Here is a 14558-nt window from a genome sequence, read left to right on the forward strand (position 1 = left end):
CGACCCGGTGGTGGGTCCGGCCGAGGTGTCCGGCCGCTGCACGCTCGCGGTGATCACCCCCGGACAGGTCACCCGCGTAGCGCGCCTCCCGGACGGTCGTAGGACTCCGCGACGATCTCGGCCACGACGGACAGCGCGATCTCACCGGGCGCCTTGCCGCCGAGGTTGTGCCCGGCGGGGACGTGCAGCCGGCTGACGTCGACGCCCTCGGCCAGCAGCTCGGCGACCGGGCCCTCGGACCGTCGGCGGCTGGCCATCATCGCGACGTAGGCGGCGTCCGAGACGAGCGCCGCACGCAGCACGGCCGGCGCGTCCGGCGCGTCGTGGTCGCACAGCACGACCGCGTCGCCGGGCTCGAAGCCGAAGCCGGGGCCACCGTCGTCGGCGGCCTGCACGACCACCTCGCGACCGACGGTCGTCGCGATGACCACGATCGCGCGCGCGATCGGGTTGTCGCTCAGCACCGAGATCCGGCCGGGCTGCGGGCCATCGTCGGACCAAGGCTGTTCCCTCATGCGCCCACACTGACACTCTCGCGGGTCAGCGTCACCCCGGTGATCGTGATGTCGAGGGCTGCCTCCGGGGAGGAGACCGGCTCCGACAGCTCGGACTGACGCGGCTTGCGGGTGCCGGCGAACCACACGACCTCGAGCGGCCGCTTCCGGGCCGAGCCCGTGGCGCGCCAGTAGCCGGTGATCCGGCCGTCGACGAGCAGCGGTGGCAGCACCATCCCGTTGCTCAGGTTCCAGAGCCGGCGCAGGTGCCCGGGGTGCGCGAAGCGATCCCGCGACGACGGGTCGTAGCCGCACATGAGCGCGTCGAACTCCGGCAGGAAGCGCACGCCGTCGAGGGAGCGCCCGGCCGTCGGGGCGCGTACGTCGACGTACGACCGTCCGTCAGGACCTTGGACGCCCACCGGGCCCAGCGAGTCGATGGCCTCGTCGACGACGCGCAGGCCGAGGCCCGACCACCACGCGATGTCGTGCCTCGAGACCGGTCCGTGGCAGCGCACGTGCAGCGCGACGGCGTCGACGGGCGTCATGGGCTCGGCCGGGCGGAGCGTCCGGTAGACCGGCGCCCCCTGCCCCGACCAAGTGCCGTTCACCGGCCGACGGACGAGCCCGCCGTGCCCGAACGCCGGGTAGCGCCCCGCCTGCTGACCGGTCACCTCGTCGCGCCCCTCGTGCGACACCAGCCAGTCGTGCAGGTGCTGCTGCAGCTCGTCGGGCGTGCGCCAGTCGGCGGCGAACTCCTCGGTCGCGGCCCACAGCTCGTCGAGGGTGCCGTGTTCGAGCTTGAGCATCCGCTGCCACAGCGTGCGCTGGCCGACCCGGGTCGCGGCACCGAGTGCGGCGTACTGCTCCGGCGTCGCCGTGTGCACCGTCCCGCGGATGGTGCTGCCGCGCACGATCTCTCCCGATTCGTACGCCGCCGTGATCTCTTCGTGCGTCGTGCCGAGCCGGCGCGCGGCCAGCCCGATGAAGGGGGAGCGTGCCGTCTGGGACTGCACCGGGCCGGTCGCGGACACGAGGTCCACGACCCCCCGAGCATCGACGGGGAACTGTCGTCCCAGCGACAGTGCCGCCAGGTCCTCGAGTGCGAACGCCATGCCCTCACGCTAGAGGCAGACGCGGACCGGACCCGTCCTCATGCGAGCGCGGGCGGCTGCCACTCCGGGTCGCGACCGAGCCCGGCGAGCAGGCGGTCCGTGGCGGAGGCGTCGTCGGGCACGGGCACCGCCGGGGTACAGACGCCCTCGGAGTAGAGCGCGTCTCCCCAGCCGTCGGCCGTGGCCGCCGGGGGATGCCGCTTCGGAGTCACTGATGTACCGGGGCTGCCCGGTGGCGCGGGCCACGTCGGAGCCGTGGATGACCGGGTCCCAGCCGTAGAAGTCGGCCATCGTGGCCGCGATCGTGGTGCGGCCGAAGTGGCCGTCGTACTCCCGCTCGGCCACGCCGGCCTGCCCGAGTATCTCGGCGACGGCCTTGGCGTGGTCGCGCCGGGCGGCGGACGAGTCGGTGACGTCGGGAGCGAGGCCGGGGTCGAAGCCCCGGCGCGCCAAGAAGTCGCGCTCGCTGTCGATGACGTGGGCGACGACGTCGCGCACGGTCCAGCCCTCGCACGGGGTGGGGGCGTCCCACTGCTGGGCGGAGGAGTCGAGGATGGCGGCGAGCGCGTCGGCCCGCTCGATGAATCGCTGTGCTGTCTCGGTCATGGCCCCACGCTCCCAGCGCGGGCGTCGGCGACTCTTGTGATAATCCGACACATGTCTGACAACGGGGGAGTGCGTGCTGTCGACCCGGTCGATCGCGCCCACCTGACGGGCGTGACGCGGCCCTCGCCGCCGATCCACCGCTACCCGGCGTCACGGGAGCTGGCCGACCCGGTCGAGCGCTTCTGGATCCCGGTGTGGTCGCTGCCGGAGCCGTCGACGCAGAGCACGCTCCAGCACCCGGTCTGCCTCGTCGTCATCAGCAACACCTACGCGCGGTTCTACGGCGTGACCCGCGGGCGCTCCAGCGTCACCCTCGAGGGCGACGGCTGGGCGGTCGGCACGATGTTCACGCCGGCGGCAGGACGGCTGCTCCTCGGGCGGTCGGTCAGCGAGGTCACCGACACGTTCATCGACCTGACCGAGGTCGATGGCCTCCTGACGACGCGACGCTCGTCGCGGAGGTTCGTGCACGGCGATGGATGACGACCCGCACGACCCGGCCGCGCACGCGAGCGCGATCGCCGCCGTCGAGCGGCGGCTGGCGCCGTACCTCCCGGTCGATGAGCCGGGCCTGCTCATCAACGAGGTCGTGGCGTGGCTGCGCGATCACCCGGAGGTGACGCGGGTCGACGAGCTCGCGGCCCATGTCGGCCTGTCAGAGCGGAGCCTCCAGCGGCTCGTCGAGCAGCGCGTCGGCATGAGCCCGAAGTGGCTGATCCAGCGGCGCCGGCTTCACGACGCGGTGGAGGCGCTGAAGGCCGGTGCCTCCTCGCTGGCCGACATGGCGGCGCGCCTCGGCTACGCCGACCGTGCCCACTTCACGCACGACTTCCGCACGGTCACCGGGATGACGCCGGGGGAGTACCTCGGCGATCAGCCGCGATGACCGTGCGACAGGGCGGCTGTCAGGCGAGGGCCAGCGTGACGCCGGCCGCGGCCGCGACCGTGCCCGGGACGGCCGGCGGCACGATCGCGGTGTCCTTGGCGCGCAGGTGGAAGACGATGGCGCCGACGAAGTAGAGAACGACGCCGATGGCGGCGGCGACTCCGATCGGGGTCCACCAGATGCCCCAGACGAGACCGATCGCGCCGGCGATCTCGACGGCGGCGAGGAACGGGTAGAGGCTCAACGGCACGCCCGCCTTGGTCAGGCTCTCCACGATCTGGTCGGACTTCTTGAGCTTGGCGATGCCCGACGAGGTGAGCACGACGGCGAGCAGGACGGCGAGGATGATGGCGATGATGGTCATGGCACCTCTAAGCGGACCGCGGTCCGGTTAATTCCCGGCCGGCTCCATGAGCGCCTCCCGCACCACCATCGCGCCCGCGAGCTGACCGGCGTAGGCGGCGGCCAGCACCGACGGCATCGGCATCGGCAGCTCGGCGACGTGCGCCGGTCGCCGGCGGCGAACACGCCCGGGACGCTGGTGTGGCCGAAGAGGTCGATCGCGACGGCGCCACTCTCGCGCAGCTCGAGGCCGAGCTGAGCGGCGAAGGGGGCTGCCTGCTCGAAGGTGGGGTGCGCGAAGAGTCCGTCCACGACGACCGTCGTGGAGCCCGAGGTGACCACGAGACCGGCCGCCGAGGGTGCCACCCGCGTCACCGGCGGCACCACCTTGATCGACCCCGCGATCGCCGAGAGCATCGCCACCGCGTGCCCGGCGTTGGGCGAGTCCCGGATGGCGACGCGCTTGCCGCTGAGCTCGTGGCCGTGGCAGAACGGGCACACGTGCACGGTCCGCCCCCACTGCTCGGCGAAGCCGGGGATGTCCGGCATCACGTCGCGCAGCCCGGTCGCGAGCACGATGTTCCCCGGCTGTCACGACGGAGCCCTCGGCCAGCGTCACCTCGAAGGTGCCGTCTCCCAGTCGCTCGACGGTCGTCGCCGCGACGTCGCGGATCTCGACGTCGCCGTACGCCGCAAGCTCGGCGCGCACGATCGACCTGAACTCCGCGGGGTCGCGGCCGTCGTTGGTGATGATGTTGTGCATGGCGTCGACCGGTGCGTTGCGGTAGGCGCCCGAGTCGAGCATCAGGGTCGGTCGGTGCATGCGACCGAGGGTCAGGGTGGCCTCGGAGGCCGGCGGGACCGCCGCCGATCACGATTGCGTCGTACATGGGAGTTCTCCTTCTGGCGAACGGGATTGCCAACTGACATGAGCATGTGACTTCATGTCAACATGAAGTCAAGTCGTGATCGCACCCGGTCGGTCGGGGAGGTGGCGCAGCGCTTCGACCTGCCCACCAACGTGCTTCGGCACTGGGAGTCCGTGGGTCTGCTGACGCCGGCGCGCGACTCCGCCGACCGCCGCCGCTATGCCCGGCCCGACATCGTCCGGGTGGCCGCGATCCAGCGGAACAAGGACGCGGGGATGACGCTCGACCAGATCGCTGTGCTCCTCGACGCCGGTGCGCCCGAGCGGCACGCGGTGCTCCGTGGCCCACCTCGACGACCTCGACCGGCGGATGGAGCAGATGCGGATCTCGCGGGAGATGACCGAGCACGCCTACAACTGCAAGGCGCACGACATCGGCGCGTGCCCGGGCTTCCAGAAGCACGTGCACGACCTGATGGGGGCCTTCGAGTGAAGGTCCCCGCGGGGCTGGATGCCCAGCGACGTCTCGGCCCGCTGTGGGTCGCTCGGCTGGACCGCCTCCCGGCCCCGGCCGCGACGATCCTCGACGAGTGGTCCCTCACGACCGACGGCGAGGCCATGCACGGCTTCTGCTCACTGGTGCTGCCGGTGCGCACGAACGCGGGGGCGCCGGCCGTCCTCAAGCTCACCTTCGACGGCGACGACGAGTCGGAGCACGAGGGCATCGCGCTCCAGCGCTGGGGCGGCCACGGCGTGGTCAGGCTCCTGCGGGCCGACCCGCACCGGCGCGCCCTGCTCCTCGAACGGCTCCACACCGAGGACCTCGCCGACCTCTGGGACGTCGAGGCGTGCGAGGTCGTCGCCGGCCTCTACGCCCGCCTCCACGTCCCCGCCCTGCCCCAGCTCCGCACCCTCACGTCGTACGTCGATCGCTGGACCGACGACCTGCAGCGGATGCCTCGCCATGCACCGATCCCGCGGCGACTCGTCGAGCAGGCGACCTCGCTCGCGCGGGCCTTCGTCGCCGACGATGCCAGCACGGGGGTGCTGGTCCACGGCGACCTGCACTACGCCAACGTGCTCGCCGCCGACCGGGAGCCGTGGCTGGCGATCGATCCCAAACCGATGAACGGCGACCCGCACTACGAACCTGCGCCGATGCTGTGGAACAGGTGGGACGAGCTGGAGGGCGACATCCGCGGGGAGTGCGTCGCCGCTTCCACGCGCTCATCGACACCGCCGGCCTCGATGAGGACCGTGCCCGGGACTGGGTGGTCGTGCGGATGGTGCTCAACGCGCACTGGACGGTGGCGGACGCCGAGAGAGCGAGCAGGCCGCTGGCCGCGGACGAGCAGGCCCGGATCACCCGCTGCATTGCCATCGCCAAGGCTGTCCAGGACTAGCCACTGTCTCGAAACGGACAATACGTACCAACGCGTAACCGGGTGATCTAGGTTACTCCCGGGAGTCAGCCCTGCGGTCCTCGCTGGCCGCAGCCCGAGCAAGTGAGTCAGGGAGTCGCATGCCCATCAACCACGACACAACCTTCGTGGAGAACCTGCCCCGCAACGTTGCGGTGCAGTTCCACGACCGAGTCGCGAAGTCGTCCGCCCACGAGGCCTACCGCTACCCCAAGGGTGACGGCTGGGAGTCGATCACGTGGAAGCAGACCGGCGAGCGCGTCGAGGCCCTCGCGGCCGGACTGCTGGCGCTGGGCCTCGAGCCCGAGCAGCGCGTCGGGATCGCGTCGAGCACGCGCGTCGAGTGGATCCCGGCCGACTGGCGGTCACCTGCGCCGCCGGCGCCACGACCACGGTCTACCCGTCGACCAACGCCGACGACACCGCGTACATCCTCAGCGACTCCGAGAGCCGCTTCGTGTTCGCGGAGGACGACGACCAGATCGCCAAGCTCGTCAGCCACCGCAACGAGCTGCCGCACGTCGACAAGGTCATCACCTTCGACGGCAAGACCGACGGCGACTGGATCATCTCGCTGGACGACCCGGCCAAGCTGGGCACGGACTACCTCGCCGAGCACCCGGGGATCATCGCCGAGAAGGCGGCGGCCATCGAGCCCGACCAGCTCGCGACCCTCATCTACACCTCCGGCACGACCGGTCGCCCCAAGGGTGTGCGCCTGCGCCACAAGTCCCGGGTCTACGAGGGCGAAGCCATCCGCGTCCAGGGACATCCTCGACGAGAGCGACCTGCAGTTCCTGTGGCTGCCGATGTCGCACTCGTTCGGCAAGGTCCTGCTCTCCACCCAGATGGCGTGCGGCTTCGCGACCGCGGTCGACGGCCGGGTCGAGAAGATCGTCGACAACTGCGCCGAGGTGAAGCCGACGTTCATGGGCGCGGCTCCACGCATCTTCGAGAAGGCCTACGGCCGGATCCAGACGATGCAGGCCGCCGAGGGTGGAGCCAAGGAGAAGCTCTTCCACAAGGCGTTCGCGACCGGTCTCAAGGTTGAGCAGCTCAAGCGTGAGGGCAAGTCGATCCCGGTCGGCCTCAAGCTCCAGCACGGCCTGTTCGACAAGCTCGTCTTCAGCAAGGTGCGCGCCCGCTTCGGTGGCCGCGTCCGCTTCTTCATCTCCGGCTCCGCCGCCCTCAACCGGGAGATCGCCGAGTGGTTCAACGCCGCCGGCATCGTGATCCTCGAGGGCTACGGCATGACCGAGAACTCCGCAGGTGCGACCGTCAACCACCCCCTCGAGAACCGCATCGGCACCGTCGGCCGGCCCTTCCCCGGTTCCGAGGTGAAGATCGGTGACGGCGACGAGGTGCTGCTGCGCGGCCCCCACGTCATGGAGGGCTACCACAACCTTCCCGAGGAGACCGCTCGCAACCTCGACGCCGACGGCTGGCTGCACACCGGCGACAAGGGATCCCCTGGACGCCGACGGCTACCTCACCATCACCGGTCGCATCAAGGAGCTCTTCAAGACCTCCGGCGGCAAGTACATCGCGCCCCCGATGATCGAGTCGAAGTTCAAGGCGATCTGCCCCTACGCCAGCCAGTTCATGGTGTTCGGCGCCGAGCGCAACTACGTCATCGCCCCCGGTCGCGCTCGACCCCGACGCGATGGCCGGCTGGGCCGCGGAGAACGACATGGAGGGCGCGTCCTACACCGACATCGTCCGCAGCGACAAGGTCAAGGCGATGGTCAGCGACTACGTCGACCAGCTCAACGCCAAGCTGAACCGCTGGGAGACCATCAAGAAGTGGGAGCTGCTCGACCACGACCTGACGATCGAGTCCGGCGAGCTGACCCCCTCGATGAAGGTCAAGCGCAGCGTCGTCGAGGACAACTACAAGAGCGTGATCGACGGGCTCTACGCCTGACGGTCGGTTCATCGCACCCGCACAGGGAGCGCACGGCAACGCACGGCTGAATGGGTGCCGGTGGGAGACCACCGGCACCCATTCGCCATTCCCCGGGTGCCTTTCCGATCCGAGTCAGGAGATCCCCTGAAAAGGTGATTCGGCACGGCCACCCCGAGCGGGAGAGTCGAACCATGAGGAAGACATATCGGTTCCTTGGCTATGCCATAGCGGTGCTGGTCGTCGTGCAGGCGTTCGCGATCGCCCGGGCGTTCTTCGGACTGAGCAACTGGATCAACAACGACGGCGGCGTCGTCGACAAGGCCCTGCTCGAGTGCACGGACTGCGATCAGGAGTTCACGGCCGAGTGGGGCTTCGCCATCCACATGTTCTTCAACGGGCTGATGCTGATCCCCCTGACCACGCTGGTGATGCTGGTGGTCTCGTTCTTCGCCAAGGTGCCGGGCGGGGTGAAGATGGCCGTCGGTCTCGTCGTCCCGGTCGCCCTGCAGGTGATCGTGCTCCCGATGCTGGCCCGAGAGGTCGGCTCGGGGTTCGGAGGACTGCACGGGCTGAACGCGTTGCTGATTCTCGGTCTCGCAGTCGTGGCCGCTCGACGGGCAGAGGTGGGCAGCACGGCACCGAGCTCCGCCGCCTCCGTGGTTGTCTAGCAGGTGGCGGCACGCCCGCGGTTCCGGCTGTGGCTGGCCAGCGCAGCCACCGGCGCGCTGGTCCCGGCTCTGGGCTGGTCCCGGTCTGCCAGTCGCTTGCCCGACACCTACGACTCGGCCGAGATGGGCTACGCCGATCAGGGAGGCGGCCCCGCCGAGGCGCACGCCGGGCACGACGGTGTCGCGGTGGCCGACCTCACCGCCGACCCGGAGCGACCGGCCGATGTCACTGCCCGGTTGGCCGTGCGCGTCGAGGACGGCGACTACACCGTCAACGGAAGCTCCCCGGGGCCAGTGCTGGAGGCGACCGTCGGTGACCTCGTCCGGGTGACGCTGGTCAACGACAACGTCGCCGAGGGCACCACCCTGCACTGGCACGGGGTCGACGTGCCCAACGCGGCCGATGGGGTCGCGGGGGTCACCCGGGACGCGGTCCTGCCGGGCGAGGAGTTCGTCTACCGCTTCGTCGCCGACCGGCCCGGGACCTTCTGGTACCACTCGCACCAGGTCTCCCACGCTCAGGTCCGGGGAGGACTGTTCGGGGCTCTCGTGATCCATCCGGCCGGCCCGTCCGACAGCGACGTGATGGACGAGGTCGCGGTCGTGCATCGCTACGACGACGGGCCCAGCTCAACGGTGAGGCCGGTGCGACGACGGTCGTGGCCGAACCCGGGCAGCAGGTGCGGCTGCGGGTGGTGAACACGGACAACGCCGTCACCTCGGCCTCGGGTCACCGGCGCGCCGTACCGGAGTGCTGGCCGTCGACGGCACCGACCTCAACCGGCCCGGCCGGGTCGAGGGGGTCGCGGTGCAGGTCTCGGCCGGCGGCCGGGTGGACCTCGGCTTCGTCGTGCCCGACGGCGGTGCACGAGTCGATCTGGGCGGCACCACGGCGCTGGTGCTCGGGCAGGACCCGACGACGGCTCAGCCGGCGGTGCCGGAGGAGTTCGTCGACCTGCTGAGCTACGGCGAGCCGACCGATCCGGGGCTGGACGTGTCCGAGCCGGATCGGCGGTTCGAGTACAGCATCGGCAAGCGCCCGGGCTTCCCGGACGGCCGACCCGGGATGTGGTGGTCGATCAACGGCCATCTCTTCCCGGATGTCCCGATGTTCGTGGTCAGCGAGAACGACATCGCGGTGATCGAGATCGACAACAGCAGCGACGAGGCCCACCCGATGCACCTGCACGGTCATCACGCCCTCGTGCTCTCGCGCAACGGTCAGCCGTCGACGGGCAGCCCGTGGTGGGTCGACTCCCTCGAGGTCGGCGTGAACGAGACCTACGAGATCGCCTTCGTCGCCGACAACCCCGGGATCTGGATGGATCACTGCCACAACCTGCCCCATGCCGCGGAGGGGCTGGTCGCGCACCTGATGTACGACGGCGTGCGGTCGTCCTTCCGTGTGGGCGGCCAGCGGGCCAACCAGCCCGAGTGACTCCTGCTGGTGGTTGGATGTGCACGTGCCCCCCGCCCAACCCGCCGGTCTCGTCATGCCCGCAGACGGATCGCTTCCCCGAGGCGGCGCTGGCGGAGTTCGGCTCCCAGCCGTTCGGGCTCTACGTCCACGTTCCGTTCTGCACCGTGCGCTGCGGCTACTGCGACTTCAACACCTACACCGCCGAGGAGCTGGGGGACGCGCCCGGCGCGTCGCGCTCGACGTACGCCGAAGCGGTGATCGCGGAGATCCGACACGCGCGTCGCGTGCTGGGGGACCGGGACGTGCAGATCGACACCATCTTCTTCGGCGGCGGCACACCCACCCTGATCAAGCCGGCCGACCCGGGTGCGGTCGTGGCGAGCGCGGCCGCCGAGTTCGGGCTGGCCGACGACGTGGAGATCACCACCGAGGCCAACCCCGACAGCGTGACCGCACGGGACCTCGCCGAGCTGCGCTCTGTCGGCTTCAACCGGATCAGCATCGGCATGCAGTCCGCGGTCGACCACGTGCTCCGGGTGCTCGATCGCACGCACGACCCGCTGCGGGTCCCGGCCGCCGTCGACTGGGCCCGGCAGGCCGGCTTCGACGAGGTGTCGCTCGACCTGATCTACGGCACGCCGGGGGAATCGGTGGCCGACTGGGAGACCTCGCTCGAAGCGGCGCTCGCGTGCGAGCCCGACCACGTGTCGGCGTACTCGCTCATCGTCGAGGACGGCACCGCGCTGGCGCGACGCGTGCGTCGTGGCGAGTTGCCCATGCCCGACGACGACGACCTCGCCGACAAGTACGACCTCGCCGACGAGCGGCTCACGGCCGCCGGGCTGGAGTGGTACGAGGTCTCCAACTGGGCGCGTCGGCCCGAGAGCCGGTGTCGCCACAACATCCTCTACTGGACCGGCGGCCACTGGTGGGGCGCCGGCCCGGGCGCACACTCGCACGTCGGCGGCGTGCGCTGGTGGAACGTCAAGCATCCCGCGGCGTACGCCGACAGGCTGGCCGCCGGCACGAGTCCGGCCCCGGCCCACGAGCAGCTCAGCGACGACGACCGTCGCGTCCGAGCGCATCCTGCTCGAACTCCGGCTCCGCGACGGACTGCCGGTCCTCGCCCTCGATCGCCACGGGCGGGCGCAGGTCGCGCGGCTCGTCGAGGAGGGGCTGGTCACGCTCGCGACCGAGCGGCTGATCCTGACCCGGCGCGGGCGGCTCCTCGCCGACGCGGTCGTGCGCGACCTGACCTGAGGGTTTCTCCTCTTGCCGCAAGCGGCTGCGGGGCTTCGCCTCCGTCCTTCACCGCGACTGCGTCGCGTCGAGGGACGTCGGCTCGGTCGTGAAGTCGATCAGCTCCTCGACGCGCCCGAGCAACGCAGGGTCGAGGTCCTCGTAGCCCCGCACGCCGCCGAGAATGTGCTTCCACGCCCGGGCGATGTCTGCCCTGGTCGCGGTGCGGCCAGCCGAGCTGCTGGCAGGTGCCCTTCTTCCAGTCGATGTTGCGCGGCACGTCGGGCCAGCGCTTGATGCCCAGGCGCGACGGCTTCACCGCCTGCCAGACGTCGATGAACGGGTGCCCGACGATCAGTACGTGCTTGCCGACCGGCGACTTCATGATGCCCTGCGCGATCCGGCTCTCCTTCGACCCCGGCACGAGGTGGTCGACGAGCACACCGACGCGGCGCTGCGGCCCGGGCTTGAAGTCGCGCAGGTGGTCGGCCGGGTCGTCGACCCCGCCGAGGAACTCCACCACCACGCCCTCGATCCGCAGGTCGTCACCCCAGACCTTCTCCACCAGCTCGGCGTCGTGCCGGCCCTCGACGAAGATCCGGCTCGCGCGCGCCACGCGGGCCTTCACGTCGTGGACCGCGATCGAGCCACTCGCCGTACGCGTCTTCTTCTCCGGACCCGACCGGACCGGGCGACCCAGCACCACCGGCTTGCCCTCGAGCAGGAAACCGGGGCCGAGCGGGAAGGTACGCCGCTTGCCGCGGCGGTCCTCCAGCGTCAGGGTGTCGAGGTCACGGTCGATGGCGACGACCTCGCCCACCCAGTCGGTGATGACCTCCTCGAGGATCATCCCGATCTCGGCGGGCACGTCGACGGCGCGGCCGTTCTTCGGTGCGCGCCAGTCGGTGGTCAGGACGTCGGAGCCGTAGCGGTCATGTGTGGGGGAAGGCACCGTCCAACGCTAGGCGGGCACCGCCTGCTGGTCGGCCCGCCACGCCGGGCGTCAGGAATCCAGGTCGTCCTCGGACACCCCGGTCGTCTCGTCCGGCCGCACGGCCTCGCCGTCGGTGCGGTAGGTCCCGGGAGTGTCCTCCCCGGGTGTCCTGCATGCCCAGGTCGTCGGGATCCCCGGTCTCCTCGGCGTCCGGGTCGAGCGGCTCGGCCAACGGGTTGTCCTCGCCGGGCTGCAGGTCCTCGGGCAGCTGGTCGTCGCTGATGCCGGGCCCGGGAGTTTCGGTCATGCCTCGTTCCTACGCTCCCGTGGCTCCGGCGGCTACACCCCTTCAGACGAGCGGCTACACCCCTCCTAGACGAGCGGCAGCCGCTTCTGCGCACGCGGCAGGTGCTCATATCCCAGTCGTACGGCGGACAACAGCTGCTCAGGGTCCCGGGGCCATTCACCTTGCTCGAGCGCCCGGGAGACGGGCACGCCACGGCTCGCGAGGTCGCGGATCGTCTCCACGCGATGATGCCCAGCTCGACGCGCTGGTCCCGGACGTAGTCGCGATCGATGACCTGACCGTGCCCGGGGACCACGACCGTGGAGGAGGTCATCAGGCCGAGCACGAGGTCCAGCGTGAGCGGCCACTCGAGCGGGAAGGAGTCGTCGCCGATGAACGGCTTGTCCGACTCCTCGACCGGGTCGCCGCCGACGATCACGTCGGCGTCGGGGACCCGACACGACCGGGTCGCCGGCGGTGTGGCCGCGACCGGGGTGGATCAGCTCGACGGCCCGGTCGCCGAGGTCGAGCGCGACGGCGGAGGAGAAGCCGTGGGTGGCGGGCCGGAGCGTCGTCGACAGGATCTCGTCGGCGCGGGAGTGCTTGGCCGGGTGGGCGTCGTGCACGCCGCCAGACTCGACCATCCGGTCGAGCGCGAAGTCCGTGGCGTGGACCGGCAGGTCGCCGTACTCGCTCAGGATGACGTCGTTGCCGAACCAGTGGTCCCAGTGGTTGTGGGTGTTGACCAGTGCGGTCAGCGGGCCGGCACCGAGACGGCGGACGTCGTCGGCGACGATCCGCGCCTGCTTCTCGGAGCCGTGGGTGTCGACCATGACCGGGCCGTCGGAGCCGCCGATGAGGGTGATGTTGACGTGCATCCAGTCGTAGTGGACGACCCAGACACGCGGCGCCACCTCCGTGATGTTGCCCGGGGTCTCCACGTCTCCACCCTACGTACGGGAAGTGTTCAGGCGTACGTCGAGTGGTGGAAGCGCCGGGACTCCTAGCGTCGGAGCATGACCTCCACCCCGCAGACGTCCCGCCGCAACCTGCTCCGCGGCGCCGCCCTGACCGCCGGTGTCGCCGGCCTCCCGTTCGCCTCGCTGGCGACCCGCTCGGAGGGCGCCACCGCCGCGTCCGCCGTCTTCTCCGACGCCGGCTACGGCCCGCTCCTGCCGGCGATCGACCGGGCCACCGGGCTGCAGCTGATCTCGCTGCCGCGTGGCTTCGAGTACCTCTCCTACGGCTGGACGAACGACCTGATGAGCGACGGCACGCCGACGCCCAGCGCCCACGACGGCATGGGTGCCTACCGCCTTGGCGACCCGGTGCACATCGTCCGCAACCACGAGCGGAACCCGTCCGCAGCCTTCACCCAGCCGGCCTACAACCCGCTCGGCGGCGGTGGCACGAGCACCATCGTGTTCGACCCCGAAGCAGGCGCCTTCACCGAGTCGTGGGGCAGCCTCGGCGGCACCGTGCGCAACTGTGCCGGTGGCGTGACCCCGTGGGGGACGTGGCTGACCTGCGAGGAGACCTTCAGCGAGGCCGGGGGCATGCGTCACGGCTACGTCTTCGAGGTCCCGCCGACGGGCAAGGGCAACCCGGCGCCGTACAAGGCGATGGGCCGCTTCAACCACGAGGCAGCGGCCATCGACCCGGCCACCGGCATCGTCTACGAGACCGAGGACCGTGGCGACGCGTGCATGTACCGCTTCGTCCCGACCACGCCGGGCAAGCTGGCCGACGGCGGGCGCCTGCAGGCACTGGCGATCGGTGCGGTCGGCGTCGACACTCGCGCGGCCGGGTCCGGCACCGCCTTCGGCAGCGTGCACTGGGTCGACATCGACGAGCCCGACCCGGCCAACGACACCGTGCGTCGCGAGGCACAGGGCAAGGGCGCCGCGATCTTCTCGCGGCTCGAGGGCGCGTGGTACGGCAACGGGCGCATCTACGTCATCACCACCGACGGCGGTCCGGCCCGCCGGGGGCCGGGTCTTCGAGCTCGACCCGGTCACCGGCGAGCTGACCGTGCTCTTCGCCTCGCCGAGCGGCGAGGTGCTCAACGCGCCCGACAACATGTGCGTGAGCCCGCGCGGCGGCCCGGTGCTCTGTGAGGACGGCGGTGGCACGGAATACGTCCACGGACTGACGACCGACGGCGAGATCTTCCGGTTCGCGTCGAACGACGCCGACCTGCGTACGTCCGGGACGGCCGGCAAGAACGTGCCGGCCAACGACTACCGCGGCTCGGAGTGGGCCGGTGCGGTGTTCGAGCCGACGAACGGCAGCTGGCTGTTCCTCAACATCCAGAGCCCCGGCATCACCCTCGCGATCACCGGCCCGTGGCGCCGGGGCGCCCTCTGAGCCGAG

General features: G+C 70.8%; 17 protein-coding genes and 4 pseudogenes. 12 read left to right on the forward strand and 9 right to left on the reverse strand.

The window, feature by feature from the left end; genetic code table 11:
• Nucleotides 1-68 precede the first annotated feature (68 nt).
• The 3 genes from LP418_RS21430 to LP418_RS21440 are packed head-to-tail and all read right to left on the reverse strand — an operon-like array spanning nt 69 to nt 2215.
• Entirely contained in the window at nt 69-464 is a 396-nt protein-coding gene (locus tag LP418_RS21430; RefSeq protein WP_257953593.1) for an XdhC family protein, read from the reverse strand.
• Between the two features lie 47 nt (nt 465-511).
• Complete coding sequence (locus tag LP418_RS21435; RefSeq protein WP_257953594.1) at nt 512-1609, reverse strand: winged helix DNA-binding domain-containing protein; 1098 nt, start codon at nt 1607-1609, stop codon at nt 512-514.
• 9 nt (nt 1610-1618) lie between these two features.
• Nucleotides 1619-2215 (reverse strand): maleylpyruvate isomerase family mycothiol-dependent enzyme, encoded by a 597-nt coding sequence (locus tag LP418_RS21440; protein WP_257953595.1) that lies wholly within the window; start codon nt 2213-2215, stop codon nt 1619-1621.
• Nucleotides 2216-2266: 51 nt separating this feature from the next.
• Between LP418_RS21440 and LP418_RS21445 the strand changes: the two genes are divergently transcribed.
• Together LP418_RS21445 and LP418_RS21450 are read left to right on the forward strand one after the other, a co-directional pair.
• Nucleotides 2267-2698 carry a DUF6597 domain-containing transcriptional factor gene (locus LP418_RS21445; RefSeq protein ID WP_257953596.1) on the forward strand — a complete coding sequence of 144 codons (432 nt, stop codon included), beginning with the start codon at nt 2267-2269 and terminating at the stop codon, nt 2696-2698.
• Nucleotides 2691-3101 (forward strand): helix-turn-helix transcriptional regulator, encoded by a 411-nt coding sequence (locus tag LP418_RS21450; RefSeq protein WP_257953597.1) that lies wholly within the window; start codon nt 2691-2693, stop codon nt 3099-3101. Before LP418_RS21445 ends, LP418_RS21450 begins: the two co-directional genes overlap by 8 nt.
• Before the next feature lie 19 nt (nt 3102-3120).
• On the opposite strand, the gene LP418_RS21455 is transcribed toward LP418_RS21450, so the two are convergent.
• Genes LP418_RS21455 through LP418_RS34155 form a run of 3 tightly spaced genes read right to left on the reverse strand, consistent with a single transcriptional unit; the run spans nt 3121 to nt 4333 of the window.
• Nucleotides 3121-3465, reverse strand: coding sequence for a DoxX family protein (locus LP418_RS21455; RefSeq protein WP_257953598.1), 345 nt, complete (start codon nt 3463-3465; stop codon nt 3121-3123).
• Entirely contained in the window at nt 3462-3992 is a 531-nt protein-coding gene (locus tag LP418_RS34150; protein ID WP_442940299.1) for an FAD-dependent oxidoreductase, read from the reverse strand. The genes LP418_RS21455 and LP418_RS34150 overlap by 4 nt, the downstream gene beginning before the upstream one ends.
• The gene (locus LP418_RS34155) at nt 3992-4333 is read right to left on the reverse strand and encodes a hypothetical protein (protein ID WP_442939975.1); all 342 of its coding nucleotides are present in this window, start codon (nt 4331-4333) and stop codon (nt 3992-3994) included. The genes LP418_RS34150 and LP418_RS34155 overlap by 1 nt, the downstream gene beginning before the upstream one ends.
• Before the next feature lie 101 nt (nt 4334-4434).
• On the opposite strand from LP418_RS34155, the gene LP418_RS21465 reads away from it, so the two are divergent.
• From LP418_RS21465 to hemW, 8 genes and pseudogenes are all read left to right on the forward strand, one after another.
• Nucleotides 4435-5760 carry an aminoglycoside phosphotransferase family protein gene (locus tag LP418_RS21465; RefSeq protein ID WP_257953600.1) on the forward strand — a complete coding sequence of 442 codons (1326 nt, stop codon included), beginning with the start codon at nt 4435-4437 and terminating at the stop codon, nt 5758-5760.
• A 73-nt stretch (nt 5761-5833) separates the two neighbouring features.
• Nucleotides 5834-6025 (forward strand): annotated as a pseudogene (locus LP418_RS21470) (long-chain fatty acid--CoA ligase); the annotation flags it as partial.
• Between the two features lie 50 nt (nt 6026-6075).
• Nucleotides 6076-7513 (forward strand): annotated as a pseudogene (locus tag LP418_RS21475) (AMP-dependent synthetase/ligase).
• The gene (locus LP418_RS21480) at nt 7474-7656 is read left to right on the forward strand and encodes a hypothetical protein (protein ID WP_257953601.1); all 183 of its coding nucleotides are present in this window, start codon (nt 7474-7476) and stop codon (nt 7654-7656) included. The pseudogene LP418_RS21475 and the gene LP418_RS21480 overlap by 40 nt, the downstream one beginning before the upstream one ends.
• Nucleotides 7657-7829: 173 nt before the next feature.
• Nucleotides 7830-8306 carry a hypothetical protein gene (locus LP418_RS21485; protein ID WP_257953602.1) on the forward strand — a complete coding sequence of 159 codons (477 nt, stop codon included), beginning with the start codon at nt 7830-7832 and terminating at the stop codon, nt 8304-8306.
• A 3-nt stretch (nt 8307-8309) separates the two neighbouring features.
• On the forward strand, nt 8310-9005 hold the full coding sequence (locus LP418_RS21490; RefSeq protein WP_257953603.1) for a multicopper oxidase domain-containing protein: 696 nt from the start codon (nt 8310-8312) through the stop codon (nt 9003-9005).
• A gap of 52 nt (nt 9006-9057) precedes the next feature.
• Complete coding sequence (locus tag LP418_RS21495) at nt 9058-9744, forward strand: multicopper oxidase domain-containing protein (RefSeq protein WP_257953604.1); 687 nt, start codon at nt 9058-9060, stop codon at nt 9742-9744.
• Between the two features lie 55 nt (nt 9745-9799).
• Nucleotides 9800-10986 (forward strand): annotated as a pseudogene (gene hemW, locus LP418_RS21500) (radical SAM family heme chaperone HemW).
• Nucleotides 10987-11034: 48 nt separating this feature from the next.
• Here hemW and LP418_RS21510 read toward each other — a convergent pair.
• The 3 genes and pseudogenes from LP418_RS21510 to LP418_RS21520 all read right to left on the reverse strand — a co-directional run bounded on the left by LP418_RS21510 (nt 11035) and on the right by LP418_RS21520 (nt 13126).
• Nucleotides 11035-11917: pseudogene (locus LP418_RS21510) on the reverse strand (DUF3097 domain-containing protein).
• Complete coding sequence (locus LP418_RS21515) at nt 11898-12206, reverse strand: hypothetical protein (RefSeq protein ID WP_257953606.1); 309 nt, start codon at nt 12204-12206, stop codon at nt 11898-11900. Before LP418_RS21515 ends, LP418_RS21510 begins: the two are co-directional and overlap by 20 nt.
• 65 nt (nt 12207-12271) lie before the next feature.
• Nucleotides 12272-13126, reverse strand: a complete 855-nt coding sequence (locus LP418_RS21520; RefSeq protein ID WP_257953607.1) for an MBL fold metallo-hydrolase — start codon at nt 13124-13126, stop codon at nt 12272-12274.
• 75 nt (nt 13127-13201) lie between these two features.
• Between LP418_RS21520 and LP418_RS21525 the strand changes: the two genes are divergently transcribed.
• Nucleotides 13202-14302 (forward strand): PhoX family protein, encoded by a 1101-nt coding sequence (locus LP418_RS21525; RefSeq protein ID WP_257953608.1) that lies wholly within the window; start codon nt 13202-13204, stop codon nt 14300-14302.
• Entirely contained in the window at nt 14271-14552 is a 282-nt protein-coding gene (locus tag LP418_RS21530; RefSeq protein ID WP_257953609.1) for a PhoX family protein, read from the forward strand. Before LP418_RS21525 ends, LP418_RS21530 begins: the two co-directional genes overlap by 32 nt.
• The last annotated feature ends 6 nt before the right edge of the window (nt 14553-14558 follow it).

Source organism: Nocardioides sp. B-3 (assembly GCF_024703895.1).
Taxonomy (GTDB): domain Bacteria; phylum Actinomycetota; class Actinomycetes; order Propionibacteriales; family Nocardioidaceae; genus Nocardioides.

Excerpts from the sequence above, each read along its gene's own strand:
- LP418_RS21435 (WP_257953594.1), bottom strand. The coding sequence starts at position 1,609 with ATGGCGTTCGCACTCGAGGACCTGGCGGCACTGTCGCTGGGACGACAG.
- LP418_RS21440 (WP_257953595.1), bottom strand. The coding sequence starts at position 2,215 with ATGACCGAGACAGCACAGCGATTCATCGAGCGGGCCGACGCGCTCGCC.
- LP418_RS21445 (WP_257953596.1), top strand. The coding sequence starts at position 2,267 with ATGTCTGACAACGGGGGAGTGCGTGCTGTCGACCCGGTCGATCGCGCC.
- LP418_RS21450 (WP_257953597.1), top strand. The coding sequence starts at position 2,691 with ATGGATGACGACCCGCACGACCCGGCCGCGCACGCGAGCGCGATCGCC.
- LP418_RS21455 (WP_257953598.1), bottom strand. The coding sequence starts at position 3,465 with ATGACCATCATCGCCATCATCCTCGCCGTCCTGCTCGCCGTCGTGCTC.
- LP418_RS34150 (WP_442940299.1), bottom strand. The coding sequence starts at position 3,992 with ATGCCGGACATCCCCGGCTTCGCCGAGCAGTGGGGGCGGACCGTGCAC.
- LP418_RS34155 (WP_442939975.1), bottom strand. The coding sequence starts at position 4,333 with ATGTACGACGCAATCGTGATCGGCGGCGGTCCCGCCGGCCTCCGAGGC.
- LP418_RS21480 (WP_257953601.1), top strand. The coding sequence starts at position 7,474 with ATGGTCAGCGACTACGTCGACCAGCTCAACGCCAAGCTGAACCGCTGG.
- LP418_RS21485 (WP_257953602.1), top strand. The coding sequence starts at position 7,830 with ATGAGGAAGACATATCGGTTCCTTGGCTATGCCATAGCGGTGCTGGTC.
- LP418_RS21515 (WP_257953606.1), bottom strand. The coding sequence starts at position 12,206 with ATGACCGAAACTCCCGGGCCCGGCATCAGCGACGACCAGCTGCCCGAG.
- LP418_RS21525 (WP_257953608.1), top strand. The coding sequence starts at position 13,202 with ATGACCTCCACCCCGCAGACGTCCCGCCGCAACCTGCTCCGCGGCGCC.